The organism is Kitasatospora sp. NPDC022785 (assembly GCF_055561295.1).
This window is the reverse complement of sequence record NZ_JBVHHB010000003.1, coordinates 135,370-161,456: the sequence shown is the minus strand read 5'-3', so window position 1 is coordinate 161,456 and position 26,087 is coordinate 135,370. Positions and strand designations below refer to the sequence as shown.

At 74.4% G+C, this 26,087-nt stretch carries 24 protein-coding genes; 16 read left to right on the top strand and 8 right to left on the bottom strand.

Features of this window, described 5'->3' with window-relative positions; genetic code table 11:
- The first annotated feature begins 59 nt into the window (after window positions 1–59).
- From ACZ3YO_RS06380 to ACZ3YO_RS06360, 5 genes are all read left to right on the top strand, one after another.
- The gene (locus ACZ3YO_RS06380; protein WP_465565557.1) at window positions 60–983 is read left to right on the top strand and encodes a class I SAM-dependent methyltransferase; all 924 of its coding nucleotides are present in this window, start codon (window positions 60–62) and stop codon (window positions 981–983) included.
- A 48-nt stretch (window positions 984–1,031) separates the two neighbouring features.
- The gene (locus tag ACZ3YO_RS06375) at window positions 1,032–1,334 is read left to right on the top strand and encodes a GNAT family N-acetyltransferase (protein WP_465565554.1); all 303 of its coding nucleotides are present in this window, start codon (window positions 1,032–1,034) and stop codon (window positions 1,332–1,334) included.
- Window positions 1,334–1,927, top strand: coding sequence for a (4Fe-4S)-binding protein (locus ACZ3YO_RS06370; protein ID WP_465565551.1), 594 nt, complete (start codon window positions 1,334–1,336; stop codon window positions 1,925–1,927). The genes ACZ3YO_RS06375 and ACZ3YO_RS06370 overlap by 1 nt, the downstream gene beginning before the upstream one ends.
- A 95-nt stretch (window positions 1,928–2,022) precedes the next feature.
- Window positions 2,023–3,036 (top strand): aldo/keto reductase, encoded by a 1,014-nt coding sequence (locus tag ACZ3YO_RS06365; RefSeq protein WP_465565548.1) that lies wholly within the window; start codon window positions 2,023–2,025, stop codon window positions 3,034–3,036.
- Window positions 3,037–3,206: 170 nt separating this feature from the next.
- On the top strand, window positions 3,207–3,794 hold the full coding sequence (locus ACZ3YO_RS06360; RefSeq protein ID WP_465565545.1) for a TetR/AcrR family transcriptional regulator: 588 nt from the start codon (window positions 3,207–3,209) through the stop codon (window positions 3,792–3,794).
- A 202-nt stretch (window positions 3,795–3,996) separates the two neighbouring features.
- Here ACZ3YO_RS06360 and ACZ3YO_RS06355 read toward each other — a convergent pair whose 3' ends face one another.
- The gene (locus ACZ3YO_RS06355; protein WP_396320145.1) at window positions 3,997–4,263 is read right to left on the bottom strand and encodes a GlsB/YeaQ/YmgE family stress response membrane protein; all 267 of its coding nucleotides are present in this window, start codon (window positions 4,261–4,263) and stop codon (window positions 3,997–3,999) included.
- 146 nt (window positions 4,264–4,409) lie between these two features.
- Here ACZ3YO_RS06355 and ACZ3YO_RS06350 point away from each other — a divergent pair, with 146 nt between their 5' ends.
- The gene (locus tag ACZ3YO_RS06350; RefSeq protein WP_465565542.1) at window positions 4,410–5,648 is read left to right on the top strand and encodes a glycosyltransferase; all 1,239 of its coding nucleotides are present in this window, start codon (window positions 4,410–4,412) and stop codon (window positions 5,646–5,648) included.
- A 138-nt stretch (window positions 5,649–5,786) separates the two neighbouring features.
- On the opposite strand, the gene ACZ3YO_RS06345 is transcribed toward ACZ3YO_RS06350, so the two are convergent.
- From ACZ3YO_RS06345 to ACZ3YO_RS06330, 4 genes are all read right to left on the bottom strand, one after another.
- Window positions 5,787–7,304, bottom strand: a complete 1,518-nt coding sequence (locus ACZ3YO_RS06345; protein ID WP_465566271.1) for an NCS1 family nucleobase:cation symporter-1 — start codon at window positions 7,302–7,304, stop codon at window positions 5,787–5,789.
- Between the two features lie 14 nt (window positions 7,305–7,318).
- Window positions 7,319–8,350, bottom strand: coding sequence for a TIGR03842 family LLM class F420-dependent oxidoreductase (locus ACZ3YO_RS06340; protein ID WP_465544596.1), 1,032 nt, complete (start codon window positions 8,348–8,350; stop codon window positions 7,319–7,321).
- Window positions 8,351–8,578: 228 nt separating this feature from the next.
- Entirely contained in the window at window positions 8,579–9,994 is a 1,416-nt protein-coding gene (gene hydA / locus ACZ3YO_RS06335; protein ID WP_465544594.1) for a dihydropyrimidinase, read from the bottom strand.
- A gap of 13 nt (window positions 9,995–10,007) precedes the next feature.
- A complete protein-coding gene (locus ACZ3YO_RS06330) occupies window positions 10,008–10,850 on the bottom strand; it encodes a nitrilase-related carbon-nitrogen hydrolase (RefSeq protein ID WP_396319821.1) in 843 nt (280 codons plus the stop codon).
- A gap of 313 nt (window positions 10,851–11,163) precedes the next feature.
- Here ACZ3YO_RS06330 and ACZ3YO_RS06325 point away from each other — a divergent pair, with 313 nt between their 5' ends.
- The 10 genes from ACZ3YO_RS06325 to ACZ3YO_RS06280 all read left to right on the top strand — a co-directional run bounded on the left by ACZ3YO_RS06325 (window position 11,164) and on the right by ACZ3YO_RS06280 (window position 22,724).
- A complete protein-coding gene (locus ACZ3YO_RS06325) occupies window positions 11,164–14,361 on the top strand; it encodes a hypothetical protein (RefSeq protein ID WP_465565537.1) in 3,198 nt (1,065 codons plus the stop codon).
- 46 nt (window positions 14,362–14,407) lie between these two features.
- Window positions 14,408–14,485, top strand: a complete 78-nt coding sequence (locus ACZ3YO_RS06320; RefSeq protein ID WP_101948289.1) for a putative leader peptide — start codon at window positions 14,408–14,410, stop codon at window positions 14,483–14,485.
- Between the two features lie 184 nt (window positions 14,486–14,669).
- Window positions 14,670–15,245, top strand: a complete 576-nt coding sequence (locus ACZ3YO_RS06315; protein ID WP_465565534.1) for a cysteine dioxygenase — start codon at window positions 14,670–14,672, stop codon at window positions 15,243–15,245.
- Window positions 15,239–15,625: a rhodanese-like domain-containing protein gene (locus ACZ3YO_RS06310; protein ID WP_465544588.1), complete on the top strand. Its 387-nt coding sequence runs from the start codon at window positions 15,239–15,241 to the stop codon at window positions 15,623–15,625. Before ACZ3YO_RS06315 ends, ACZ3YO_RS06310 begins: the two co-directional genes overlap by 7 nt.
- Window positions 15,626–16,024: 399 nt before the next feature.
- Window positions 16,025–17,203 carry an ABC transporter ATP-binding protein gene (locus tag ACZ3YO_RS06305; RefSeq protein ID WP_465565531.1) on the top strand — a complete coding sequence of 393 codons (1,179 nt, stop codon included), beginning with the start codon at window positions 16,025–16,027 and terminating at the stop codon, window positions 17,201–17,203.
- Entirely contained in the window at window positions 17,193–17,861 is a 669-nt protein-coding gene (locus tag ACZ3YO_RS06300) for an ABC transporter permease (protein ID WP_465565528.1), read from the top strand. The genes ACZ3YO_RS06305 and ACZ3YO_RS06300 overlap by 11 nt, the downstream gene beginning before the upstream one ends.
- A complete protein-coding gene (locus ACZ3YO_RS06295; RefSeq protein ID WP_396319815.1) occupies window positions 17,858–18,535 on the top strand; it encodes an ABC transporter permease in 678 nt (225 codons plus the stop codon). Before ACZ3YO_RS06300 ends, ACZ3YO_RS06295 begins: the two co-directional genes overlap by 4 nt.
- Window positions 18,536–18,570: 35 nt before the next feature.
- Window positions 18,571–19,524, top strand: a complete 954-nt coding sequence (locus tag ACZ3YO_RS06290) for an ABC transporter substrate-binding protein (RefSeq protein WP_465565524.1) — start codon at window positions 18,571–18,573, stop codon at window positions 19,522–19,524.
- A 263-nt stretch (window positions 19,525–19,787) separates the two neighbouring features.
- On the top strand, window positions 19,788–20,402 hold the full coding sequence (locus tag ACZ3YO_RS06285; protein WP_465565521.1) for a hypothetical protein: 615 nt from the start codon (window positions 19,788–19,790) through the stop codon (window positions 20,400–20,402).
- Between the two features lie 579 nt (window positions 20,403–20,981).
- On the top strand, window positions 20,982–22,724 hold the full coding sequence (locus ACZ3YO_RS06280) for a glycosyl hydrolase family 18 protein (protein WP_465565518.1): 1,743 nt from the start codon (window positions 20,982–20,984) through the stop codon (window positions 22,722–22,724).
- 104 nt (window positions 22,725–22,828) lie between these two features.
- On the opposite strand, the gene ACZ3YO_RS06275 is transcribed toward ACZ3YO_RS06280, so the two are convergent.
- From ACZ3YO_RS06275 to ACZ3YO_RS06265, 3 genes are all read right to left on the bottom strand, one after another.
- Window positions 22,829–24,124 (bottom strand): multidrug effflux MFS transporter, encoded by a 1,296-nt coding sequence (locus ACZ3YO_RS06275; RefSeq protein WP_465565515.1) that lies wholly within the window; start codon window positions 24,122–24,124, stop codon window positions 22,829–22,831.
- A 148-nt stretch (window positions 24,125–24,272) separates the two neighbouring features.
- Window positions 24,273–24,743, bottom strand: a complete 471-nt coding sequence (locus ACZ3YO_RS06270; RefSeq protein WP_396319810.1) for a hypothetical protein — start codon at window positions 24,741–24,743, stop codon at window positions 24,273–24,275.
- Window positions 24,744–25,060: 317 nt separating this feature from the next.
- A complete protein-coding gene (locus ACZ3YO_RS06265; protein ID WP_465565512.1) occupies window positions 25,061–25,939 on the bottom strand; it encodes an alkaline phosphatase family protein in 879 nt (292 codons plus the stop codon).
- Window positions 25,940–26,087: the final 148 nt, after the last annotated feature.

The following is a 26,087-nucleotide window of genomic DNA, read 5'->3' as shown; positions in this document are numbered from 1 at the left end:
GGGTGGGCGTCTCGGTTCGGCCGATTCAGGCGGCTCCGGGCGGTTCTAGCTTCGATTTCATGACGACGGATCAGCTCGGCCCACGCCCCTACTACCCGCCGCGGCCCTCGGGTGAAGGTCCCGGCCGACCGGCCGGTGACCGGCTGTTGTTCCTCGGTGAGGCGCTGCGCTCGTTCCACGGTACGGGCGCCCTGGCGCCGAGTGGGCCGGACTTGGTGAACGCCCTGGTGGTCCCGGTGACCAGCCGTCCGGACCGGCCGCTGTCGGTGCTGGAGGTCGGCGCCGGGACGGGGGTGGTGACCCGGCGGCTGGCCCAAGTGCTGCGGTCGGGCGACCGGTTGCACGTGGTCGAGGCGAATCCGCGGTTCGCCGACCGGCTGCGGGACGACGCGGAGCTGACCCGGCGCGGGCCGGAGGTCGGCTTGCGGCTGTCGGCCTGCCGGGTGGAGGAGCTTCCGGAGGGCCGAGCGGAGGCGTGGAACCGGGCCGGGGACGGTGTCGGGCACGCGGGCACCGGCAACAGCACTACCGGCACCGGCACCGCTACCGCCACCGGCACAGGCACAGGCACAGGAGGTGAGCGGTACGACGTGATCGTCTCCGGCCTGCCGTTCACCAACCTCGAGCCGGCGCAGGTCCAGCAGATCCTGGACCTCTATCTGCGGCTGCTGGTGCCGGGCGGGGAGCTCACCTACTTCGGGTACCTGGGTACCACGGCCGCCCGGACTCTGGTGTCGGGGACCCGGCACGGGGCGCGGCACCGGGCGGTGGTGCGGCTGCTGCGACGGTTCGAGGCGGCGTACGGGCTGGGGAGCCGGACGGTGTGGCGCAACCTACCGCCGGCCCGGGCCCACCTGCTGCGCGCACCGGTCGCCGGGCGGGTGCGGCAGCCGGCCGGCACGGCGCCCTCGGTGACGCGGACCGGGGCGCCGACCGGGGCGACGGGCGGGTCGACGGGCGGGGCGGTGAGCGGCGCTCGATGATGGACCGGGGCCGGCCCCGGCTCCGCGTCCGGCAGCGAGGAGCCTCCGATGACCGTCACGGTTCGAGACGCCGAAGCCAGCAGCCGCTTCGAGGCCTGGGCGGACGACACCCTGGCCGGCTTCGCCGAGTACATGCGCAGCGACCACCTGGTGGTGTACCCGCACACGGTGGTGCAGCCGGCCTTCGAGGGGCAGGGGGTCGGCGGCGCGCTGGCCCGGGCGGCCCTGGAGGACGCCCGTGAGCGCGGGCTGCCGGTGCTGGCGACGTGCCCGTTCGTCAAGGCGTGGATGCTGCGCCACCCCGAGTACGCGGACCTGGCGTACGAGAACCACAGCCGGGTGAGCGACTGATGGGCGGCGGGGAGGGCGCCGGGACGGCCGGCGGACCCGGCCGGCCGGGTGCGAAGACGTACGAGGCCGCTGGGATCGCGGTGACCTTCGACCCGCAGGTCTGCCGGCACGCGGCCGAGTGCGTGCGCGGGCTGCCGTCGGTGTTCGACACGGCGCGGCGACCGTGGATCACGCCGGACGCGGGGGAGCCGGGGGTGGTCGCCGAGGTGGTGCGGCGTTGCCCGACGGGTGCGCTCCGCTACCGGCTGGCGGACGGCGGGACGGAGCAGCCGGACCGGCCGACGTCGGTGCGACGGATGCCGGACGGGCGGCTGCTGGTGCGCGGGGAGCTGCGGGTGGTGGATGCCGGGGGTGGGGTGGGAGACGCCGAGGGCGATGTTGTGCGGATGCGGGCGCAGCTCCGGGCAGCCGTACTGCGACCGGAGCGGCGTGTGCGGTGGCGCGGCAGCGAGCGAGGCGGCGATCTGAGGCGGCGGGCGCGGGCGGACGGCGGGGGCGGAGGGGGAGCACGACGGACGGACGGCGTCCCTCGGCGGGCGTCCCTCGGCCATCGAGTGACAGATGACAGAAAACAGATAACAGATAACGACTGACAGATTTTGAATTCTGTTAGCAATCGTGCCATGGTTGGACTCGGCCACCCACCACCCCCGGCCCACGCCGAACCCCTCCCCGTCAGGAGCACCCCGTGTCCACCACCCCCCGGATCCACCGGCGCGCCCTCGGCTCGACCGGCCTCACCACCTCCGCCCTCGGCCTCGGTTGCATGGGCATGTCCGACCTCTACGGCCCGGCCGACGAGGCGGAGAGCATCGCGACCATCCACGCCGCGCTCGACGCCGGCGTCACCCTGCTCGACACCGGCGACTTCTATGGCATGGGCCACAACGAGCTGCTGATCCACGACGCACTGCGCGGCCGCGACCGCGGGAGCGTCCAGATCAGCGTGAAGTTCGGCGCCCAGCGCGACCCCGGCGGCCAGTGGCTCGGCTACGACGCCCGCCCGGCCGCCACCAAGACCGCCCTCGCCTACACGCTGCGCCGCCTGCGCACCGACTACATCGACGTGTACCGCCCGGCCCGCCTCGACCCGGACGTCCCGGTCGAGGAGACCGTCGGCGCGATCGCCGACCTGGTCAAGGCCGGCTACGTCCGCCACATCGGCCTGTCCGAGGTCGGCGCCGACACGCTGCGCCGCGCCGCCACCGTCCACCCGATCAGCGACCTGCAGATCGAGTACTCGCTCATCTCGCGCTCCATCGAGGACGAGATCCTGCCCGCCGCCCGCGAGCTGGGCATCGGCGTCACCGCGTACGGGGTACTGTCGCGCGGCCTGCTCAGCGGCCACTGGAACAACGACCGCGCCCTGGCCGGCGCCGACTTCCGCGGCCACAGCCCGCGCTTCCAGGGCGACAACCTCACCCACAACCTCAAGCTGGTGGAGGCGCTGCGCGCGGTCGCCGCCGAACGGGGCGCCGGCGTCGCCCAGGTCGCGATCGCCTGGGTCGCCTCGCGTGGCGAGGACATCGTCCCGCTGGTCGGCGCCCGCCGCCGTGACCGGCTGACCGAGGCCCTCGGCGCCCTGGACCTCACGCTCACGGGGGCCGACCTGGCCGCCATCGAGGCCGCCGTCCCCGCCGGGTCCGCCGCCGGGGAGAGGTACGCTGCCGCTCAGATGGCCCACCTCGACAGCGAGCACTGACCGCGGCACCCGCCCCGGCCGACGCACCGCGGCCGGGGGCGGGCCGGGCCGGTACGACAAGCACCCCGAGAACTCGCAGCACGCACCGCCCCCGCCACCCGCAGCACCGCCAGCCGCAGCACCGTCCGCCACACACCGGCGGGCGCACCACCGTAAGGACGTACCTCGCCGTGACCACGGACAGCGCACTCACCCCCGAGCAGATCCTGAGCGCGACCGAGGACGTCCTCAGGCGGTTCGGCCCGGCCAAGGCCACGGTCGTGGACGTCGCCCGCACCCTCGGTGTCAGCCACAGCAGCGTCTACCGCTTCTTCCCGAGCAAGGCCGCGCTGCGCGAGGCCGTCACCCAGCGCTGGCTCGACCAGGCCCACAGCGACCTGCAGTTCATCGCCACCGAGCCCGGCCCGGCCGTCGAGCGGCTGCACCGCTGGCTGGAGACGCTGTTCGCCGCCAAGCGGAAGAAGGCGCTCGACGACCCGCAGCTGTTCGCCACCTACATGACGCTGGTCGCCGAGACCAGCAGCACCGTCGAGACGCACCTCGACACGCTGGTCGGCCAGATCGGCCGGATCATCCAGGACGGTGTCGGGACCAAGGAGTTCAGGCTCGCCCACATCGGCTCGACCGCCCGCGCCGTCTTCGAGGCGACCGCCCACTTCCACGACCCCGCGTACGCCTCCGAGTGGGCCGACCCGCACGCCCAGGAGCGTTTCGAGGCCCTCTGGAAGCTCATCCTCGGCGGCCTCCGCACCCCGTAGGAGCGTCAAGCAAGGGCAGGACGCCGGGCAGGCCACCGAACAAGCCGCCGAACAAAGCCGCCGGACACGACGCCGAACAGGCCGTCCGGCGGGACCTCCCGGGCGGGACGCAGCGGCCCGCCCCGGCGCTGCGCCGGGGCGTTAATCCACTCGCCGACCCGCGCCACGGCCCGGCGTCTCCCCATCCGACCCGCGGGCGGCGTCAGCGGCGGGAGTTGCCGAAGAGGATCCGGTACAGGATCAGCAGCACCAGCGCCCCGCCGATCGCCGACGCCCAGGTGGCCAGGTCGAAGAAGTGCGCGGCCACCGGCCGGTGCAGGAAGTGCGAGGAGATCCAGCCGCCGACGAAGGACCCGGCGATGCCGATCAGGGTGGTCACGACCAGGCCTCCCGGGTCCCTCCCCGGCAGCAGCAACTTGGCCAGAGCCCCGGCCACCAGGCCCAGCACGATCCACGCGACGATACCCATGCGTCCTCCCACCCTCCACGGCACCACGACGGCGGTCCCGTCCGGGCCGCTCCTGCTGCGAAGGACGCACCCGTGCGCCCGTGCGGTTCCGGTGCGCCGGGCGCGGCACCCGCCCCCGGAGGGACCCGGGCCGCGATACTGCGGCCATGCGCATCCTGATCGCCACCGCCGGGTCCCGGGGCGACGTCGCCCCCTTCGCCGGACTCGGCGCCCGGCTGCACGCGGCCGGCCATCAGGTCGCCGTCGCGACCCACGCCACCTTCGCCGACTCCGTCCGCGCGGCCGGGCTGGAGTTCCGCGCCCTCCCCGTCGACCCGCGCGCCGAACTCGCCTCCACCCGCGGCCAGCGCCTCCTCCAGGCCGGCGCCGGACCGCTCGCCATCCTCCAACTCCTGCGCCTCGGGCGCGCCTTCATGCCCGCCCTCGGCGACGGCATCGCCGCCGCCACCGAGCTGGGCGCCGACCTCCTCCTCACCACCAGCACCACCTCCGCGCTCGGCCAGGTCGCCGCCGAGGCCGCCGGCATCCCCACCCTCGGCCTCTACCTCCAACCCCTCTCCCCCACCCGGGAGTTCGCCCCAGCCGTGACGGGCACCCGGTCGCTGGGCCGCACCGGGAACCTGCTCGCCGGCCACGCCGTCCAGGCCACCACCGACCGCCTCTTCGCCCCCGCGGTGCGCCGGCTCCGGCGCCGGCTGGGCCTGCCGGCGCGCAGCATCGCACGGGCCCGGCGCCACCACCCCGTCCTGCACGGCTTCTCCCCCGCCGTCGTCCCGCGCCCCGCCGACTGGCGTCCCGGCCTCGACGTCGCCGGCTACTGGTGGCCGCGGCCCGACCCCGGCTGGCAACCCCCGCCCCGGCTCGCCGACTTCCTCGCCGCCGGGCCGCCGCCCGTCTTCGTCGGCTTCGGGAGCCTGGTCGTCCCCGACCCCGAGCGCGTCACCGCCACCGTCCTCGCCGCCGCCCGGGCGGCCCGCGTCCGCGTCGTCCTGCAGTCCGGCTGGAGCGGCCTCGGCGCACCGGACAGCGACACCGTCCTCACCATCGACGACGCCCCGCACGAGTGGCTCTTCCGCCGCGCGGCCGTCGTCGTCCACCACGCCGGGGCCGGCACCACCGCCGCCACGCTCCGCGCCGGCACACCGGCCGTCCCCGTCCCGGCCCAGCTGGACGCCCCGTTCTGGTCCGCCCGCCTCGCCCGCCTGGGCACCACGCCGGGGCCCGTCCCCCTCCCCGCGCTCACGACGGCCCGCCTGGCCGGCGCGATCCGGCAGGCCGTCGACGATCCCCGCTACCGCACCCGCGCCCGCTCGGTCGCCGCCACCCTCGCGAGCGAGGACGGCACGGCGAAGGTCCTCGCCGCTGTCGAGCGGCTCGGCGGCTGAGCCCGCCTGGCCTCCCCACGGACGGCGCCCCGCCGAACCGACGGCGCCCCCACGAGCCCCGCCCAACCGACGGCACCCCCACGGAGGACGCCCCACCGGTGGCGCCGCCCGGCGGGCGGCGGGCGGCGGCGCCCGTGGTCACGCGCGGGTGCCGCGCCCCGTCGTCACGGTGAGTGCCGTGTAGAGGGCCAGGGACGTGGTGAGACCGACGGCCCAGCCGTAGTCCGCGAGGGGTTCGAGGAACGGGACGAGACCGTCCGCCGGGAAGGGGCCGCCGTGGGAGCCGCCGACGGCGAGGAGGCCGCCGGCCAGCAGGGCGGTGACGGCGCGCCAGTTCCAGCCGGCGGTGTACCAGTAGGCGCCGTGCGGGCGGTAGAGGTCGGCGAGGTGGAGGCGGGTGCGACGCAGGAGCCAGTAGTCGGCGATGAGGACACCGGCGACGGTGCCGAGCAGGCCGCCGACGACGCCGAGCCAGGTGAAGATGTAGACGTGCGGGTCGGAGATCAGTTTCCAGGGGAGGACGGCGATCCCGATGACACCCGTGATCAGCGCCCCGGTGCGGAAGTTGACGAGGCGCGGCATCAGGTTGGCGAGGTCGTAGGCGGGTGAGACCACGTTGGCGGCGATGTTGACGGAGAGGGTCGCGACGAGGACGGTCAGCAGGGCGAACAGGATGCCGGCCGGGTTCTCCATCCTGGCGGCGAGCGCGATCGGGTCCCAGAGGGGTTCGCCGTAGACGGCCTGCGAGCCGGAGGTGACGAGGACGGAGAGCAGCGCGAAGAGGGTCATGGTGGTGGGCAGGCCGAGGGCCTGGCCGCGGATCTGCGCGCGCTGGCTGCCGCCGAAGCGGGTGAAGTCGGGGATGTTGAGGGAGAGGGTCGACCAGAACCCGATCATGCCCATGAGGGCGGGGAAGAAGACCTTCCAGAAGTCGCCGTCCCAGCCGAGCCGGGAGGGTTGGTCGAGCAGCGGGCCGAAGCCGCCCGCCTTGACGGTGATCCAGACGAGCAGGGCGAGGGCGCCGACGATGACGAAGGGCGCGGCCCAGTTCTCGAAACGGCGCAGGGTCTCCATGCCGCGGGCGATGACGGCCATCTCGACCAGCCAGAACAGCAGGAAGGAGAGCCACTGCGTCCACGGATAGCCGCCGAACTCGGCGGCGGTGCGCCAGGATTCGCCGAAGAGCTTGCCGGCGAGCAGGAAGATTCCCTCGCCGCCGATCCAGGTCTGGATGCCGAACCAGGCGCAGGCGACGGCGGCCCGCAGGAGGGCGGGCAGGTTGGCGCCGCGCAGGCCGAAGGAGGCGCGGGCGAAGACCGGGAAGGGGATGCCGTACTTGGTGCCCGCGTGGCCGGTGAGCAGCATCGGCGCGAGCACGATGAGGTTGGCGAGGGCGATGGTGAGGACGGCCTGTTTCCAGTCCATGCCGAGGGCGACGAGGCCGGAGGCTAGGGTCCAGGACGGGATGTTGTGGGCCATGCCGACCCAGAGGGCGAGGAAGTTGTAGGTGGTCCAGGTGCGGCGGCCGACCGGGACGGGGCGCAGGTCGTCGTTGGTGTAGCCGTTGGCGGGCAGGGCCGGGGCGGCCGGGTCCAACTCGACCCGGCCGTCGGCGTGCTGGAGCTGGCGTGCCGGCTGCGCGGAGCCGCCCCCTATCGCGGCGGTGCCGGTCACTGACGGGTACCTTCGCGCAACTGGGGGATGACGTCGGTGCCGTAGGCGTCGATGGTGGCTTCGACGGCGTCGTGCATGGCGTAGACGGCGAACTGGTCGACGCCGAGGGCGCGGAGCTGGTGGAGGCGTTCGCGTTGGGCCTCGACCGGGCCGATGAGGCAGAAGCGGTCGACGATCTCGTCGGGGACGAAGGCGGTGTCGGGGTTCCCGGCCCGGCCGTGGTGACTGTAGTCGTAGCCTTGGCGGCCCTTGATGTAGTCGGTGAGGGCGTCGGGGACGAGGGCGGAGTGCTCGCCGTAGTGGGTGACGAGGTCGGCGACGTGGTTGCCGACCATGCCGCCGAACCAGCGGCACTGTTCGCGGGCGTGGGCGAGGGCCTGCGGGGAGTCGTCGGTGGTGACGTAGGCGGGGGCGGCGACGCAGATGGTGACGCCGTCGGGGTCGCGGCCGGCTTCGGCGGCGGCGTTGCGCACGGCCTTGATCATGAACTCGGTGAGGTAGGGGTCGGCTAGTTGGAGGATGAACCCGTCGGCTTGACGTCCCGTCAGGTTGAGCGCCTTCGGTCCGTACGCACCCATCCAGACGGGCAGCCGGGCGCCGGGGCGGACCCAGGGCAGGTGCATGTCGGTGCCGTCGACCTCGACGGTGCGGCCTTCGGCCAGTTCCTTGATGGCGTGCATGGCTTCGGAGAGCCGGGCGAGGGTGGCGGGGCGGCGGCCGGCGACGCGCATGGCGGAGTCGCCGCGGCCGATGCCGCAGACGGTGCGGTTGCCGTACATGTCGTTGAGGGTGGCGAAGAGGGAGGCGGTGACCTCCCAGGTGCGGGTGGAGGGGTTGGTGACCATGGTGCCGACGGTCAGCTTCGTCGTCTCGGCGAGGATGCGACTGTAGATGACGAAGGGTTCCTGCCACAGGACGCAGGAGTCGAAGGTCCAGCCATGGGTGAAGCCGGCCCGTTCGGCGCGGATCATGCGGTCGATGAGCAGGCGGGCGGGCGGGTCGGTCTGCAGGACGAGGCCGATGTCCATGAGGGCTCCAGGGGCTTCGGGGGCGGGGAGGTGTGCCCGGGAGGTGCCGGGCTCCGGGCCCGGCCGGGCGTGCGGCCGGGGCCGGGTGGGTCTGCCGGGCCCCGGGGCCGGGTGGGCGTCCCGGACCGGGCGGGTGGCCGGCCCGGCTGGATGCGCCGGACCGGGCGGGTGTGCCGGGCCCGGGGCCGGAGAGCCCGGCCCCGGGCGGCGGCGGAGGTCGGACCGGGGTCAGACCAGGTACTGGCAGGTGTCGCGGCGCAGGAAGGTGCCGTGGCCGGCACGGCCGAGCCACCGGCCGTCGTCGAGGACGACGGTGCCTCGGGAGATCACCGTCCGGGCGCGGCCGGTGAGTCGACGGCCTTCGTAGGCCGAGTAGTCGACGTTCATGTGGTGGGTGGCGGCGGAGACGGTCTGCACGGCGGTGGGGTCGTAGACGACCAGGTCGGCGTCGGCGCCGGGGGCGATGGTGCCCTTGCGCGGGTGGAGGCCGAACATCCGGGCCGGGGTGGTGCAGGCGATCTCGATCCAGCGGCGGCGGGTGAGGTGTCCGTCGACCACGGCCTGGTGGAGGAGGTCCATGCGGTTCTCCACGCCGGGCAGGCCGTTGGGGATCTTGGAGAAGTCACCGCGGCCGAGCTCCTTCTGGCCCACGTAGCAGAACGGGCAGTGGTCGGTGGAGACCACCTGGAGGTCGTTGGTACGCAGGCCGCGCCAGAGTGCGGCCTGGTGTTCGCGGGGCCGCAGCGGGGTGCTGCACACGTACTTGGCGCCCTCGAAGCCGTCGGCGCCCTCCTCGGCGAGGTTGTCGGTGGAGAGGAAGAGGTACTGGGGGCAGGTCTCGCCGAAGACGTTGTGGCCGTCGTCGCGGGCGCGGGTGAGTTCGGCGAGCGCGGAAGCGGCGGAGACGTGGACGACGTAGAGGGGGCTGCCGGCGACCTGGGCGAGCTTGATGGCGCGGTGGGTGGCCTCGGCCTCCAGGAGTTCGCGGCGGACTTCTCCGTGGTAGCGGGGGGCGGTCCGGCCGGCGGCGAGGGCCTGTTCGACCAGCACGTCGATGGCGATGCCGTTCTCGGCGTGCATCATGATCAGCCCGCCGTTGGCGGCGCCGCGCTGCATGGCGCGCAGGATGCGCCCGTCGTCGCTGTAGAAGACGCCGGGGTAGGCCATGAAGAGCTTGAAGGAGGTGGACTCGCCGGAGTCCACGAGGGCGTCCATCTCCTTGAGGACGCCGTCGTTGACGTCGGAGACGATGGTGTGGAAGGCGTAGTCGACGGCGCAGTTCCCGTCGGCCTTGGCGTGCCAGGCGTCGAGGCCCTCGCGCAGGGAGCCGCCGACGGGCTGGACGGCGAAGTCGACGATGGTGGTGGTGCCGCCCCAGGCGGCGGCACGGGTGCCGGTCTCGAAGGTGTCGGAGGCGGCGGTGCCGCCGAAGGGCAGCTCCATGTGGGTGTGGGCGTCGACGCCACCGGGGATGACGTAGTGGCCGGTGGCGTCGATGACGGTGTCGGCGGTCCAGGCGAGGGCGGCGTCGCTGCCGGTGGCGGCGAGGGCCACGATGCGTTCGCCCTCGACCAGGACGTCGGCGTGGAGTTCGTCGGCGGCGGTGATGACGAGGCCGCCGCGGATGACGGTACGGGTGGTCACGGTGCGGCCCCTCTCACGCCTCGGTCAGGGGTCCGTAGGCCTCGGGGCGGCGGTCGCGGTAGAACGCCCACTGCCGGCGGACCTCTTCGATGAGGTCGAGGTCGAGGTCGCGGACGACGAGCTCCTCCTCCTTGTCGGAGGCGACGTCGCCGACGAACTGGCCGCGCGGGTCGACGAAGTAGGACGTGCCGTAGAAGTCGTTGTCGCCGTACTCCTCGGTGCCGACCCGGTTGATGGCGGCGACGAAGTACTCGTTGGCGACGGCGGCGGCGGGCTGTTCGAGCTGCCAGAGGTAGGCGGAGAGGCCGCGGCTGGTGGCGGAGGGGTTGTAGACGATCTGGGCGCCGGCCAGGCCCAGGGCGCGCCAGCCCTCGGGGAAGTGGCGGTCGTAGCAGATGTAGACGCCGACCTTGCCGACGGCGGTGTCGAAGACGGGCCAGCCGAGGTTGCCGGGCTTGAAGTAGTACTTCTCCCAGAAGCCCTTGACCTGGGGGATGTGGTGCTTGCGGTACTTGCCGAGGTAGCGGCCGTCGGCGTCGATCACGGCGGCGGTGTTGTAGTAGACGCCGGGCTGGTCCTCCTCGTAGACGGGGACGACCACGACGAGGCCGAGTTCGCGGGCGAGGTCCTGCATCCGGCGGACGGTGGGGCCGTCGGGCACGGCCTCGGCCCAGCGGTAGTGCTCGGGCTCCTGGACCTGACAGAAGTAGGGGGCGTTGAACACCTCCTGGAATCCGATGATCTTCGCACCCTGGGCGGCGGCCTCACGGGCGTACCGCTCGTGGAGGGCGATCATCGTCTCCTGGTCCCCGGTCCACCGGGTCTGGACGAGGGCGGCGCGGACGATCTGCGACATGGGTACCTCCGCAACTCCGTGGCCCGGCCGGGGGGTCGGGCCTGCGGTCTGAGGGTTGACGGGGCGGTTCTGGCTGCGGGTTCACACGTGTGCCGGCCAATGCATCTACGTGCGTAGAACGTGGTGCGTAGACCGTAGGCCCGGCCTCGGTGGCCTGACAATACGTCGGACGCAACGCGGCTGGGGCGGTCTTCTCACGCGGACACGCAGGGTCGAGTAGATGGGATGAAACGGTCATCTACCCCGCTAGGACTCTCCTTACTCATCCGGGTGAATCCTGTGCGGGGTACTGCGTATCGGGGTAGTACGCGCCATGATGCTGCTCCGGTACGTCACCGGGCAGTGGCCGACAGTGATCCGCGCCGCCCCGGCGGCCGGGTCCCGGGTGGTGCACGGGGAGGTGGTCGTGGTGGCGGTGTCCGAGGAGCTCTCCGCGTCCGTACCGCGCTGCCCGGTGCCGCCCTGGGCCGGCCTGCTGCTCGCGCTCGGTGTGCCCGTGCCGCTCGCACTGGGGTGGCTGCTGTACCGCCACTGGGCCCCCGCCGTACGGGGCGTGGCCCTGGAGCTGGCCGGCACCCGGGCGGCCGCCGAGGCCGTGGCCGGCGGGCAGCTCTCGGCGTACCGCTCGGCCCTGGCGGCCGGCTGGTGGCTGCTCGGCGGCTGCACCCTGACACTCGCCGCGGCCGGGCTGCTGGGCCGGTACGTGCTCACCCGGCCGCACTGGCGGCTCACCGCGCTCGCCTGCGGCGGCGCCGGGCTGCTCGCGGGTGCCTGCGGCCTCACCGGGAACGCGCTGCTGGGCGCGGGGCTGGACGGGGTGGACGCGGCCGGCTCCGACGCCCCCTTCGCCGCCGCGTCCGCGCTCGCCGCAGTCAGGTGGCTGCTGCTCCTGCCGGCCGCGGCGATCGCCCTGGTCATCGTCGGCGTCACCCTCCACCGTGCCCTGCGCGCCCTGCTGCGCCACCCGGCCGAGGCCGCCGCCGATCCCCCCGTGACCCCCGGGGCGCCCGCACTGGTCCCGCCCTGGCCGGTGGCCACCGCCCGCGGCGGGCACTGGCCGCCCGGCCGCCGCGCGAGCCCGCCGCTCGACCACCGCGCCCGCTGGCGCAACGGCGCCGTGGTGCCGCCGGGCCGGGAGCACGCCCGGCTGGGGTTCTGCGTCTCCGGCGGCGGCATCCGCTCCGCCTGCATCACCCTCGGCGCCCTCCAGGAGCTGCGGCCCTGGCTGAAACAGGCCCGCTACCTGGTGTCCGTCTCCGGCGGCGGCTACACCGTCGGCGCGCTGCAACTGGCGCTCAGCGACGCGGCGCCCGGAGGCCCGGTGCACGCCGTCTCCGGCCTGACGGCGGACGACGTCCTGGAGCCCGGCTCCCCGGAGGAGGACCACCTGCGCCGGCACGCCAAGTACCTGGCGGACGGCGCCGGGCAGTGGCTGGTCGCCCTCGGGACGCTGCTGCGCGGCCTGGTCGCGGCGCTCACCCTGCTGCTCGCCACCGTCCTGGTGATCGGTCTCGGGCTCAGCCGCTTCTACCACCTCGTGCCGCTGGCCGACCTCGACGGCCTGGCCGCCGTCGGCCTGCGCACCGGCGAGGCCGCCGTGCCCGGCCCGCTCACCGTCCGGGCGCCGGCCGTACTGGCGCTGCTCGGGCTGCTCGCGGCCGCCGTCGCCTGCTGGCTGCTCTGGCTGCTGGCCTTCTCACTGCTCGGCTGGAACACCCTGCTGCCGCGCGCGCTGCGCCGGCTCTCCCACGGCGCGCTGGCGCTGGCGGCGCTGCTGGCCGTCGGCGTCCTGGTGGTGCCCGGGCTCGCCTGGGGCGCGGTCCGGCTCCAGGCGGCGCTCGCGGTCGGCGCCCGGCAGACCGGCGCGGGCATCAGCCTCACCGTCCTGCTCAGCTACCTCGCGGTGCTGCTCGGCATCCTCTGGCACGGGCGCCGGGCCGTCGAGCAGGGCGCGGCGGCGCTCGGCGGGCTGGTGCACGGCGCCGGCCGCATCGGCGGCGGGATCGGCAGCCGGATCGCCGAGTACCTGCTCGTCTGGTCGGCGCTGGCCGCGCTGTCTGCGGGCGCGCTGCTCGCCCTCGGCTGGGCGGTCGCCACCGGGCACGCCTGGCCGGCCGCCGCCCAGGTGCTGCTGCCGCTCGTGCTCGGATCGGTCGGGCTCAACCTCGATCAGACCTGGATGGGCCTGCACCCGTTCTACCGGCGCCGGCTCGCCTCCGCGTTCGCCGTCCGCCGCTCCACCGAGGACGGCGAGGTGCTGGCCCGGCCGTACCACTTCTTCCGCGAGCAGACCCGGCTCAGCCACTACGGCGCCCGGCACCCCGGCTTCCCGCAGGTGGTGTTCGCGGCGGCGGCCAACCTCTCCGGCAACTCCCGTACGCCGCCCGGGCGCCGGGCCGTCTCGTTCACCTTCTCGTACGACTACGTGGGCGGGCCGGACGTCGGCTACGCCCGGACGGACCTGCTGGAGCGGCGCACCCGGCGGCACATCGCCCGGGACCTCACCGTGCAGTCCGCGATGGCCGTCTCGGGCGCCGCGTTCTCCTCGGCGATGGGGCGTCAGTCCCGCGCCTACCAGGGCCTGTTCGCGGTCACCAACGCCCGGCTCGGCAGCTGGCTGCCCAACCCGGCCGTCCTCGGACCGCTCTGGGCGCCCGACCGCGACTGGCGGCGCGCGCCGCAGCCCGCCGTCCGCCGGCTCCCGTACCAACTGCGCGAGCTGTGCGGGCGGTTCCCGATGGACGGCCGGTTCCTGCTCACCACCGACGGCGGCCACTACGAGAACCTCGGGCTGGTCGAGCTGCTCCGGCACGGCGTCCGCACCGCGGTCTGCATCGACGCCAGCGGGGACACCTCCTACGCGGCCACGCTGGCGGCGGCGATCACGCTCGCCCGCGAGGAGCTGGGCATCACCATCACCCTCCACGAGCCCGAACTGCTGATCCCCGGCAGCGCGGACGGGCAGTCGCTGCACGGTCTGGCGGCACGCCTGGCCGAGCGTCTCTCCGCCCGGACGGTGATCACCGGGTCCATCCACTACCCGGACGCGCTCACCGTCCCGGACGAGAACGGCGAGGGCGGCGAGGACGGTGGGGGCGGCAAGGACGGCGAGCGCTCCCGCGGCGGGGGCGGGGGCGGCGGGAACCTCGGCACGCTGATCGTCGTCCAGGCCGTGCTGACCGCCGACATGCCCTACGAGCTGCATTCGTACGCGGTGGCCAACCCGGCCTTCCCCAACGACTCCACCAGCGACCAGTGGTTCGACCACCGGCAGTTCGACGCCTACCAGACGCTGGGCCGCCACCTGGGCGAGCAGGCCGCGCCCGTGATCAAGGCGGCACTGGCCGGCACCGGCCCCGGTGTGCCCTCCCCCGCGCCGCCGCCCCCGGGCGCGGCGGCGCCCACCGTGCAGCCGGGCACCGAGCAGAACGCCCCGCCGAACACCCCCCGCACCCGGCCGCACGTCCCGGCGCCGGCCCCGCCCGCGCCCCGGAGCGCCACGCAGGGGTGACGGGCTCGCTTGACTCGTGCCCTTCCCGTCGGGAAGGATCCGGCGCATGGACTCCGGCACCACTCTGGTCTGCCGCCTGCACGTCGATCTGCGACGCCAGGCGAGTTCCATCTGTGCCTGTTGACCCTGCCTTTCCCCGCCGGTCCCACCCTGTGACGTCTGCCAGGGCCCGCACCGCGCACCCGCATTCCTGACGCGCCCCGCCCGGCGCACCCGTGCCCGCCCCGCTCGTCCGCGGCACACCTGCATCCGCGCCCGGGCACGGCCACCCGCCCTCCACTCGCTCCGCCTTCCCCGAGGACGCCCACATGAGCCTGGACCTCGCAGCCGACACCGCGGCCGACACCGCGACCGACACCGCAGACACCACGACGTCCACCACCACCGCGACCTCGGTGGCGGCGCCCGCCGCCACCGAGGAGACCCGCTCCCCGCTCACGCCCAACGCCCTGCGCACGATCGTCCGCGAGCTGGCCGAGCGGCCCGACCGGTGGATCCAGCACGTCCGGCTCTCCACCGACGAGCGCTGGTACCGGCGGCTGGCGGCCGACGACGACCACGAGGTCTGGCTGATCAGCTGGCTGCCGGGCCAGTCCACCGGGTTCCACGACCACGGCGGCTCGCGCGGCGCGTTCACCGTCGCGCTCGGCGAGTTGGAGGAGCTCTCGCTCGGCGGGCCCGAGCAGGGCCTGCTGATCCGCCGGGTGCCGGCCGGCACCGCCCGGGCGTTCGGCCCCGAATACGTGCACGACGTCCGCAACACGGCCTCAGGCCCGGCCGTCACCCTGCACGCCTACTCGCCGCCGCTGAGCTCGATGGCGCACTACGACCTGCGGGCCGGCGGCCTGGTCCGCACCTCGCAGGAAGGACCGGAGCAGTGGTGACCACGATTGACGACCTGGTGGAGCGTGCCCGCGAGGGCGTCCACCGGCCCGGGGCCCGGGAGGCCTACCAGGCGCAGCTGGACGGCGCGCTGCTGGTGGACATCCGGCCGGCGGCGCAGCGGGCGGCCGAGGGGGAGATCCCGGGGGCGCTGGTGATCGAGCGCAATGTGCTGGAGTGGCGGCTCGATCCGACCGGCAGCCACCGGATCCCGGAGGCGACGGGGTACGACGTGGAGGTGGTCGTGGTCTGCTCGGAGGGCTACGCCTCGAGTCTGGCCGCCGCCTCGCTGCGCGAGCTGGGGCTGCACCGGGCGACGGACCTGGACGGCGGTTTCGTCGGCTGGGCCGCCGCGGGGCTGCCGACCCGGCCCGGCGGCTGAGGCCCGGGGCTCAGCCGGACGGGGCCGGGCTCAGCCGGGCTCAACACGGCGGGGCCTCCGGACGCGGCCCGAGCGGGTCCGGGGCCACCGTCGCCGCCGGCCCCGGACCGGCCGGGTCCACCCCACCGGTCCCACCGGCCCCACCGGCCGGTCGTCCGGCGCCGGGGAGGCCCGCCCGAGTGGTATGCCGGAGACAGGAGATGATCCAGGTCATAGTCTGATCGGAGTTTCCGCCGGTCCGATGCTGGGCAGCCACGCGGGCGGAAGAACGTCCGGGCAGTTGATATGACAGACCGACGGATGCGCTACGCACCGTCAAGTGTCGACAAACCGCCACCGACCGACAGACCGCCACCATCGGCGCCGCCACCACGGGGCACCGAGACGAGGAAACTCCCCGTGATCAGATTCGACGGCGCCGGCAAGCGCCACCCCGACGGCACCATCGCCGTCGGGAGCCTGGACCTCGACGTCCCCACCGGCCGGATAACCGTGCTGGTCGGCCCCTCCGGCTGCGGCAAGACGACCCTGCTGCGCATGGTCAACCGGATGGTCGAGCCGACCTCGGGCCGGGTGCTGCTCGACGGCACGGACGTCGCCCAGCTGGAGCCCGCCAAGCTGCGCCGCGGCATCGGCTACGTGATCCAGCAGGCCGGGCTCTTCCCGCACCGCAGGGTGATCGACAACGTCGCCACCGTCCCCTACCTCCTCGGCTGGGACCGCAAGAAGGCCCGCGCCCGGGCCGCCGAGCTGCTGGAGCTGGTCGGGCTGGCGCCCGAGACCGGCAAGCGGTACCCGTTCCAACTCTCCGGCGGCCAGCAGCAGCGCGTCGGCGTGGCCCGCGCCCTGGCCGCCGACCCGCCGGTCCTGCTGATGGACGAGCCGTTCAGCGCCGTCGACCCGGTGGTCCGCGCCGGGCTCCAGGACGAGTTGCTGCGGCTCCAGTCCGAACTGCACAAGACGGTGCTGTTCGTGACGCACGACATCGAGGAGGCCGTGCGGCTCGGCGACCAGGTCGTCGTCCTGCGCGAACAGGGCCGGATCGCCCAGCTCGCCGACCCGCACACACTGCTCACCGCGCCCGCCGACGACGGCGTGGCCGCCTTCCTCGGCCGTGACCGCGGCCTGCGCGGCCTCGGGCTGCGCCCCGCCACCGCCGTCACCGTCCGCCCGGTGTCCGACGGGCTGCGCTACGGCGGCTGGGAGTTGGCACTGGACGACGAGCGCCGCCCGATCGGCTGGATCGACCGCGACGCGGCCATCGCCACCCTGCACCCGGCGGCCGGCTACCGACCCGAGAGCGACACCCTGCGCAGCGCGCTCGACGCCACCGTCCTCTCCCCCGCCGGCGTCGCCGTCGCGCTGGACGCCGACGGCCGGGCCACCGGGACCGCGAGCCGCGAGGCCGTCCTCGCCGCGCTGGCGGCAGCGCCCGCCCCCGCGAAGGCGGCCGGACCGAAGGCGGCCCCCCGGCCCCCGGCGGACGGAGCCGCGTCGACCCCGTCGGACGGAGCCACCCCGACCCCGGCCGACGGTGCCGCCTCGACCGCGACGGACGGAGTCGGCGGTGGACGATGAACCGCTCGTCCGCTGGTACTGGATCGGCGACCACCTCGGCTACCTCGGCGACCTGCTCGCCGACCACGCGGTGATCGCCCTGCTCCCGGTGCTGATCGGCCTGCTGCTGGCCGTCCCGCTCGGCCTGCTCTGCGCACGCTTCCCCCGGCTCTACCAGCCGTTCGCCGCCGTCTTCAACGTCGTCTACGCGCTGCCCTCGGTGGCCGTCTTCGTGCTGCTCATCCCCTACACCGGGCTGGCCACCCAGGCGACCGTGATGATCCCGCTCACCTTCTACGCCGTGGCCGTCCTGCTGCCGACGACGGTGGACGGGCTGCGCGCCGTCCCCGAACCGGTCCGGCAGGCGGCGACCGCGATGGGCTACGGGCCGTGGCACCGGCTGGCCGGCGTCGAACTGCCCGCCGCCGTGCCGTACCTGGTGGCGGGGCTGCGGGTGGCCGCGGTCTCCAGCATCTCGCTGGCCAGCGTCGGCGCGCTGATCGGCCGCGGCGGGCTGGGCTACCTGTTCATCGACGGCTTCCAGCGCACCTTCCCGACCCCGATCGTGGCCGGCATCGTGCTGATCGTCCTGCTGGCACTGGCCGTCGACCTGCTGCTGCTGGGCGCCCGGCGGCTGCTCGCGCCGTGGGCCGTCCGAGAGAAGGGGGCCGTCCGGTGAACTGGTTCTCCTGGCTGGGGGACTTCTTCTCCTCCCCGGACCGCCGCAGCGGGCCGGACTCCATCGTGCACCGCGTCACCGAGCACCTGCTGCTCTCCGGCGAGGCGCTGCTCTGGGCGGCCCTGCTGGCCGTCCCGCTCGGCCTGCTGATCGGTTACACCGGACGGGGCGCGGCCGCCGTGACCTCGCTGGCCGGCGCCGCCCGCGCACTGCCCACGCTCGGGCTGGTGACGCTGGCGGTTCTGCTGGCCGGGGTCGGCGACACCGCCGTCCTGGTGCCGCTGGTCGCGCTCGCCGCGCCGCCGCTGCTGGTGGCCGCCGTCGAGGGGGTCCGCGGCACCGACCCGGACGTCCGGGACGCGGCGCGCGGCGTCGGGCTGACGCACCCGCAGGTGCTCCGGCAGGTCTGCCTGCCCTCCGCGCTGCCCACCCTGCTGGCCGGCTTCCGGACCGCGACCGTCCAGGTGATCGCGACGGCCACGGTCGCCGCGTACGTCGGCCTCGGCGGCCTCGGCCGCTACGTCATCGACGGGCTGGCCACCCGGAACTACGCCGTCACGGCGGGCGGCGCACTGCTGGTGGTGCTGCTCGCGGTCGGCGTCCAGCTCTTCTTCGCCCTGCTCGCCCGGTACGCGCTCCCGCCCGGGCTGCGTGCCCAGCGCCGGGCCGGCTGATCCTCGTTCACGCACTCGAAAGGACACACATCACCATGTCGACTTCCGCACGCCGCAGAAGCGGCCGCCGGGCCCTGGCTCTCGCCACCCTCGCCGCGCTCGCCCTCGGCGCCACCGCCTGCTCCTCCTCCGGCGGCGACCCGCTCGGCGGCGGCTCCTCGTCGGCGGCCGCGTCCGGCGCGGGCGGCTCCGGAGGCTCCGGCTCGACCGTGGTGGTCGGCTCGGCGAACTTCCCCGAGAACGTGCTGCTCGGCTCGATCTACTCGCAGGCGCTGAAGGCCAAGGGCGTCAAGGTCGAGGAGAAGTTCAACATCGGCAGCCGCGAGGTGCTCTACGGGCAGCTGCAGAACGGCAGCCTGACGGTGCTGCCCGAGTACAACGGCGCGCTCCTCACCTACCTGGGCGGCACGGCGTCCTCGCCGGCCAAGGAGGACGTCAACGCCGCGCTGGCGAAGGCCCTGCCGGCCTCGCTGGGGCTCCTGGAGTCCTCGCCCGCCGAGGACAAGGACACCCTGAGCATCAGCCAGGAGAGCGCCGACAAGTACAACCTGAAGACCATCACCGACCTGGCCGCCAAGGCGGGCGAGTTCACCATCGGCGGCCCGCCGGAGTTCAAGTCCCGCCAGGAGCAGCCGCTCAAGGACGTCTACGGGCTGACCTTCAAGGAGTGGAAGCCCACCGGCGAGACCACCGCCAACGCGGTCAAGGACGGCTCGATCCAGGTCGGCAACGTGTTCTCCACCGACCCGAAGATCGCCCAGCTGAAGCTCGTGCCGCTGACCGACCCGAAGGGCCTGTTCGGCGCGCAGAACGTCACGCCGCTGGTCAACAAGGCGGGCGTGGACGCCACCGCGACGGCCGCGCTCAACGCCGTGTCGGCCAAGCTGGACACGGCGGGGCTGCTGTCACTGATGCGGAAGGTCGCCATCGACAAGGAGGACCCGTCGGCGGTGGCCAAGGAGTGGCTGAAGACCAACGGGCTGGGCTGAGCCCGGTCGGGCCGGGCCCGGCAGGTGCGGGGCGGCTCCGGGGGTGATCCCCGGGCCGCCGCGCTCCCGCTTCCGCCCGCGCCGTCGCCCCCGTGCTCCCCGACGCCGTTGCCCGCACCTGCCCCCCGACGCCTCTACCGGCGCCTGCCTCCCGCTCCCGTGACCCCTGCCTCGTCCGCTCCCGTCCCGCACCTGCTTCCCGGGCCCCTTTCCCACGTCTGAGGATCTTCCCTTGGGCGGCGCGAACATGACAGTGTGGCGGAATGCGCACTCGTCTCCTCGCCGCCACCCTCACGGCGTTCGCCGCGGTGAGCCTCGCCGCCTGCTCCAGCTCGGGCTCCGGCACCACCGCGACCGGCGCCTCCGCGAGCGGCACCCCCACCGCCCCCGCCACCGCCCCTGCCGCCGCCACCACGCCCGCCACCGGCGCCGCGAGCGCCCCGGCCACCGGCGACACCACCGCGCCGCCCGCCGCGACCACGCCGGCCACCCCCACCCCCGGCGCCCCCGACGGATCGTCGCCCGCGGCGGCCTCGTCGCCCGGCGCCCCCGATGCCGCCGAGACCCCGGCGCCGCCCAAGCCCGCCCCGCCGACCGACGCCGGACTGCCCGCCAAGCCGGGCGACGACGTCACCGCCAAGCTGGTCACCGCGCTGAACGCGATCGACCCGGCGATCGTCGGCGGCAAGCCCGAACAGGCCGTCGACCGGGCCCGCAACCAGTGCCAGTCGATGTACCAGTTCCCCAAGGACCGCGCCAAGCTGGTCGAGCTGGCCAACCAGCGCTTCACCGCGCCGGACCACCCGCAGGGCTTCGGCGCCGAGAAGGCCGAAAAGATCCTCGACGCCCTGCGCGCCACCCTCTGCCCTCCGGCCTGATCGGCCCGGATCCGCACCCCTCGTGCAGCCCGGTGTCCTGAGCGCCGGGCGGGCCGTGGCCGCGCGCGACGACCTGCGCGCGGCCACGGCACACCACACCCCCGCAGAGTTCGAACTCCCCCGCAGGGGCGGCAAGGACGGGTGCACCGCCGACGGGCTCCGACCACGGCAGTGACGAACGGGAGGTCTCCTGGATTCCAGGAGGCCTCCCGTTTCCCGTCCGCCGACGAACTGTCAGGAGTCTTGACAGAGAACTGGTCTAGTCCAATCATATGCATGTCGATCCGACCGGGATGCACTGTGGGGGTGTGACCACCGGCGGCCGAGGCACTGCCCTGCCCTGCTCCTCCCCCGAACGGCGTACGCGTGCCCGCACACCGGCACGCCCGCCCCGCCACGGCTCCCGCACGCCCCCCTCCGCACGTCGGCGAGACCGCACGTCGGCGATTCCGCATGCCGGCCGCACCTCACGCCGGCGACTCCGCACGCCGGCAACCGGGAAAGTCGGCACCCGGCATTCCCACAGCGCAGTTCAGCAGTTCACCAACGTCCTGCCCCACCAAGTCTGTTGGAGAATCCATGCGTCTACGCAGAACGATCCAGGCCGCCCTGACCGCCTGTGCCACGCTGGTCGCGTCGGCCGGGCTGGTCGCCGCCGGTACGGGACCGGCCGAGGCCGCGACCCCGCTGCCGAGCCGGGTGTTCGCCCCGTACTTCGAGTCCTGGACCGGCCAGAGCCCGGCCGCGCTGGCCGCCCAGTCCGGCGCCAAGCACCTGACGATGGCGTTCCTGCAGGCCGCCACCAAGGGCTCGTGCACCCCGTACTGGAACGGCGACACCGGGCTGCCCGTCGCCCCGTCCTCCTTCGGCGCCGACATCGCCACCATCCGGGCGGGCGGCGGCGACGTGATCCCGTCCTTCGGCGGCTACACGGCCGACAACACCGGCACCGAACTGGCCGACAGCTGCACCGACGTGAACCAGATCGCGGCCGCCTTCGAGAACGTCATCACCACCTACGACATCAGCCGGATCGACCTCGACATCGAGGACAACTCGCTGACCAACACCGCCGGCATCGACCGCCGCAACAAGGCGATCAAGCTGGTGCAGGACTGGGCCGCCGCCAACGGCCGCTCGGTCCAGTTCTCCTACACGCTGCCGACCACCACCGGCGGCCTGGCCCCCAGCGGCCTGGCGGTGCTGAAGAACGCGGTCGGCAACAACGCCCGGATCGACGTCGTCAACCTGATGACCTTCGACTACTACGACAACGCCGCCCACGACATGGCCGCCGACACCCAGACCGCGGCGACCGGCCTCTACAACCAGCTGGCCAAGCTCTACCCGGCCAAGACCCCCGCCCAGCTGTGGGGTTCGATCGGCATCACCGAGATGGTCGGCATCGACGACTTCGGCGCAGCCGAGACCTTCACCGTCGCCAACGCCACCACGGTGTACAACTGGGCGGTCTCGAAGGGCATCAACACGCTCTCCTTCTGGGCCCTCCAGCGTGACAACGGCGGCTGCCCGGGCACCGGCGGCCGGGACGACTGCTCGGGGATCGGCCAGGGCACCTGGGACTTCACGCACATCTTCGCGCCGTTCACCGGCAACACCCCGGTCGGCAACGACTTCTCGGTCGCCGTGAACCCGAACTCCGGTACGGTGAATGCCGGTTCGTCCACCAGTGCGACCATCTCCACCGCCGTGACGGCCGGATCCGCGCAGAGTGTCAACCTCACCGTCACCGGCGCCCCCTCTGGCGTCACCGCCACCATCACCCCCGGCAGCGTCACCGCCGGCAGCTCCGCCACCCTCAACATCACCACCACCGCCGCCACCGCAGCGGGAAGTTACCCGCTGACGATCGCCGGCAACGCCCCCTCCGGCAGCCACACCGGCACCTACAACCTGACCGTCACCGGCGGCACCCCGCCCGGCGGCCTGGTCAACGGTGGCCTGGAGACCGGCGGCCTCTCCCCCTGGACCTGCCAGAGCGGCGGCGCGGTGGTCTCCACCCCGGCGCACTCCGGCTCCTACGCCCTCCGGGCGGCGGCCGGCGCCGGCCAGACCGGCCAGTGCACGCAGACCGTGACGCTCAAGCCCAACACCTCGTACACGCTGAGCGGCTGGGTGCAGGGCAACTACGCCTATCTCGGCGTGAGCGGCGGCGCCACCGCCGGCACCTGGGCCAACGCCTCGGGCTGGACCAGGCTGACCGTCCCGTTCACCACCGGCGCCTCCGGCACCGTCACGGTGTACGTGCACGGCTGGTACGGCCAGGGCAACGTCTACGGCGACGACTTCGCCATCGCCTGACCCTGCCGGTAGGGGCCGTCCCGCAGTGACCGGCCACCCCGCCGGGGGTGCCGCGACCACCCGTCGCGGCGCCCCCGGCGGCGCGTCGGCGCCGGCCGCTCCCCTCAGCCCGCCGACGCGGGCGTCGCACCGGCCGGCACCGGCTCGCGGCGGCAGAGCACGAGGTAGGAGCCGGCGGCCAGGAGGGCGCAGACGAGGACCACCGTGGCGAGCAGGACCGCCGACGGCCGGCCGCCCAGGCTGCTGAGCGGGGCCACGAGCGCGCCGCAGAGGAAGTTGCCGGTGCCGAGGAGGGCCGAGGCCGAGCCTGCGGACTGCGGCGGGACGAGGCTGAGGGCCTGGGCGGCGGTGTTGGGGAGGATCACGCCGAGGCTGCCCATCAGCACGAACAGGGCCGGGCAGACCCCGGCCAGACCGAAGTCCCAGACGGCGGTGACCAGGACCAGGGCCACCCCGGCGGTGACCGCCGCGCAGAGCCCCGTGAGCATCAGGGCGCCGGCGGTGAAGCGACGTGCCAGCACGCGGCCGTTGAGCTGGGTGACGCCGACGATGGCCAGCGAGTTGAGGCCGAAGAGCAGGCTGTAGGTCTGCGGCGAGACGTGGTAGACGTGCTGGAGCACCACCGAGGAGCCGCTGATGTAGCCGAACAGCGAGCCGAAGGCGAAGGTGCTGGTCAGGACGAGGCCGAGGAACGGCGGATCGCCGAGCAGCCGGCCCATGGTGCGCAGCGTGCCGGTGAGCCCGCCGCGGTGGCGGTCGGCGGGCGGCAGGGTCTCGCGCAGGGCGGCGAGGGCGATCAGGGTGAGCAGCAGGCCGAGCGCGGTGAGGGCGCCGAAGGTGCCGCGCCAGGAGGTGACGCGGAGCAGTTGCGCGCCGAAGAGCGGGGCGAGGATCGGTGCGAGGCCGGATATCAGGCTGATCGAGGCGAGGAAGCGCAGCATGGCGACGCCCTGGAAGCGGTCCCGGGCGACGGCGCGGCCGATGACCAGCCCCGCCGCGCCGGCGGCGCCCTGGACGAAGCGGGCGGCGACCAGGACGGGCAGGGTGGGGGCGATGACGCAGACGACACTGGCCACGGTGTAGACGGCGAGTCCGGCGAGCAGCGGCGGCCGGCGGCCGAAGCGGTCGCTGAGCGGTCCGAAGATCAGCTGGCCGGCGGCGACGCCGAACATCGAGGCCGTGAGGGTGAGCTGGACGGCGGCCGGTTCGACGGCGAGGTCCTCGGCGATCGCGGGCAGGCCCGGCAGGTAGAGGTCGGTGGTGAGCGGGCCGAGGGCGACGAGGCCGCCGAGGACGGCGACGGTGGCGCGGCCGGGGGCACTGCCGGTGCGGCCGGAGCCGGCGGGGGTGGTGGGGGCGGTCGACGTCTCGCCGGCGGGGCCGGCGGTCGGACCAGGCATGGGGCTCCTCACGGGGCGGGCGCGGGTTTGTCCTCGCTCCGTCCTACCCCAGCGGACCGGGCTCGCGATACCCGGGGACGGCCGCGCGGCTCACCGCCGGCCGGCCGGGCCCGGCGCCCGGCCCCGCCGCCCGGCCCCGTCGCCCGGCTCAGTGCTTGGGCTGCCGCCCCGCGCGCTGGGCGGCCTGGACGGCGGCGCCGTCCTGCCAGGCGTACAGCTGGTTGCCGGTCAGGGTGACGTTGTAGTGCCCGCAGGTGCCGGTGACCTTCGTGGTGACGCCCGCCGGGAACCAGCCCGCCTTCAGTGCGGCCGGCGCCGGCCGGGCGCTGCGGCCCGGCTCGACGGTGTTGCAGCCGGCGGGCAGCCGGCCGTCCGGCAGGGTGGCGCTCAGCAGGCGGTCGTCGCCGGTGGTGGACATCAGGTACCGGACGGAGGACGCGTTGTCGGGCAGCCAGGCCGGCGTCGCGTGCCGGCCGGCCTTGGCGTCGCTGCCCGTGGCGTAGGTGACCTGCTCCTGGTGGCGGCCGTCGTACCACTCGGAGACCCGCGGGCCGACCGCGACGGCCGCGACGGCGACGGCCATGCCCGTGCCCGCGATCCCGAGTGCGACCTTGCTCACGATGCCGTTCATGCCCCGCCCTGCCCTCTCCTGTTCGGTACCACCGCTGCCGGTGTCCGCAGTGCCTGCCGCTCGTCCGGCCGCGCCGTGCCCGTCCGCCGCGTGTTCGCGGTCCCGTGCCGTGCGGCAGTGCCGTCCGGTCCGTCGGGGTGACTCCATCCTGACCCACCGTGGACTGCCGGGGCGTCACCTGAAGGTCGAGACCGTCCCTCCGACCGTAGGGGGACGGTCTCCCCCTTCAGGGGGACACGCGGCGCCCCGGCCTCAGGGTTCCCCGGGACGGGCGAGCCGCCCGGCGGGCCCGGTGAGGGCGGCTTTCAGGCGCCTGCCGGGACGGGCCTGGCCACCGGGAACGGGCGGCCGTCGAGCGTCCAGTGCGGGTCGATGGGCCGTCCGAGGGACGCGTAGACCTGGGCGGCGACGTCCGGGTGGCGGATCTCTCCGGCGGGCGGGGCGGCGGGGATGCCGGGACCGGCGCAGGCCACCCAGGCGGTGCGCTCCTCGGGGGTACGGCCGCCGTGGCCGCCGGCGTCGACGTGGCCGTGGTCGGTGACGACGATGACCGTCCACGCCTCGTCGGCGTGGCCGGCCCGGCCGCGGACGGCGTCGAGCAGCCGGCCGAGGCGCTGGTCGGCGGTGCGCATGGACGCCCGGTACTCGTCGCCGCAGCCGAGGAAGTGGGCGGTCTCGTCGACGGCGCCGAGGTAGACGAAGGACGCCTCCGGGTCGGCGGTGGAGAGGACGTGCACGGCCTCCCGGGTGACCTCCTCGTCCACGGCCTCCCACGCCTCGGGGGTGTCCTCGGCGGGGGCGACGTAGGAGAGGCGGCCGGGGGCGCGGAACAGCGGGCCGCCGGACTCGCTGATCATCAGCGGGTCCCAGCCGGCGGCGACGAAGGTACGGCGGCGGTCCTGCCGGGCCAGGCGGGTGGCGAAGTCGGGGAAGACGTCGAGCCGGTTGCCGGCCAGGTGGTTGCCCCAGACGCCGTGCTTGGCGGGCTCGACGCCGGTGACGATGGTGGCCCAGCAGGGTCCGGACATGGTGGGCGTGGACTCCGCCACCGTGACGGGGGCCAGGAACCCGGCCGCGGCCACCTCCGCCAGCCGCGGCATCGGGACCTGCTCCAGCAGGTCGTACCGGACGCCGTCGATCCCGACGACGAGGACCCGGGGTCGGGGCGGCGGAGGCATGGACATGTGGGGGTTCCTTTCGCGGTGCGCCCGGCCGCACCCTCGCAGGCGCCGCCGACCGCGACATGCTGCACTGCCCGGGGTACCGACCGGTGTCGCCGGAGGGAACGGCGGGTGTCCGGACCGCGGCGGGTGGAGCGTCGGGCGACGGCGC

Coding starts and splice junctions, on each gene's coding strand:
- ACZ3YO_RS06285 (WP_465565521.1), top strand. CDS start 19,788: ATGCGCACTCGTCTCCTCGCCGCCACCCTCACGGCGTTCGCCGCGGTG.
- ACZ3YO_RS06320 (WP_101948289.1), top strand. CDS start 14,408: ATGGACTCCGGCACCACTCTGGTCTGCCGCCTGCACGTCGATCTGCGA.
- ACZ3YO_RS06265 (WP_465565512.1), bottom strand. CDS start 25,939: ATGTCCATGCCTCCGCCGCCCCGACCCCGGGTCCTCGTCGTCGGGATC.
- ACZ3YO_RS06350 (WP_465565542.1), top strand. CDS start 4,410: ATGCGCATCCTGATCGCCACCGCCGGGTCCCGGGGCGACGTCGCCCCC.
- ACZ3YO_RS06330 (WP_396319821.1), bottom strand. CDS start 10,850: ATGTCGCAGATCGTCCGCGCCGCCCTCGTCCAGACCCGGTGGACCGGG.
- ACZ3YO_RS06315 (WP_465565534.1), top strand. CDS start 14,670: ATGAGCCTGGACCTCGCAGCCGACACCGCGGCCGACACCGCGACCGAC.
- ACZ3YO_RS06280 (WP_465565518.1), top strand. CDS start 20,982: ATGCGTCTACGCAGAACGATCCAGGCCGCCCTGACCGCCTGTGCCACG.
- ACZ3YO_RS06375 (WP_465565554.1), top strand. CDS start 1,032: ATGACCGTCACGGTTCGAGACGCCGAAGCCAGCAGCCGCTTCGAGGCC.
- ACZ3YO_RS06355 (WP_396320145.1), bottom strand. CDS start 4,263: ATGGGTATCGTCGCGTGGATCGTGCTGGGCCTGGTGGCCGGGGCTCTG.
- ACZ3YO_RS06370 (WP_465565551.1), top strand. CDS start 1,334: ATGGGCGGCGGGGAGGGCGCCGGGACGGCCGGCGGACCCGGCCGGCCG.
- ACZ3YO_RS06380 (WP_465565557.1), top strand. CDS start 60: ATGACGACGGATCAGCTCGGCCCACGCCCCTACTACCCGCCGCGGCCC.
- ACZ3YO_RS06340 (WP_465544596.1), bottom strand. CDS start 8,350: ATGGACATCGGCCTCGTCCTGCAGACCGACCCGCCCGCCCGCCTGCTC.
- ACZ3YO_RS06325 (WP_465565537.1), top strand. CDS start 11,164: ATGATGCTGCTCCGGTACGTCACCGGGCAGTGGCCGACAGTGATCCGC.
- ACZ3YO_RS06290 (WP_465565524.1), top strand. CDS start 18,571: ATGTCGACTTCCGCACGCCGCAGAAGCGGCCGCCGGGCCCTGGCTCTC.
- ACZ3YO_RS06275 (WP_465565515.1), bottom strand. CDS start 24,124: ATGCCTGGTCCGACCGCCGGCCCCGCCGGCGAGACGTCGACCGCCCCC.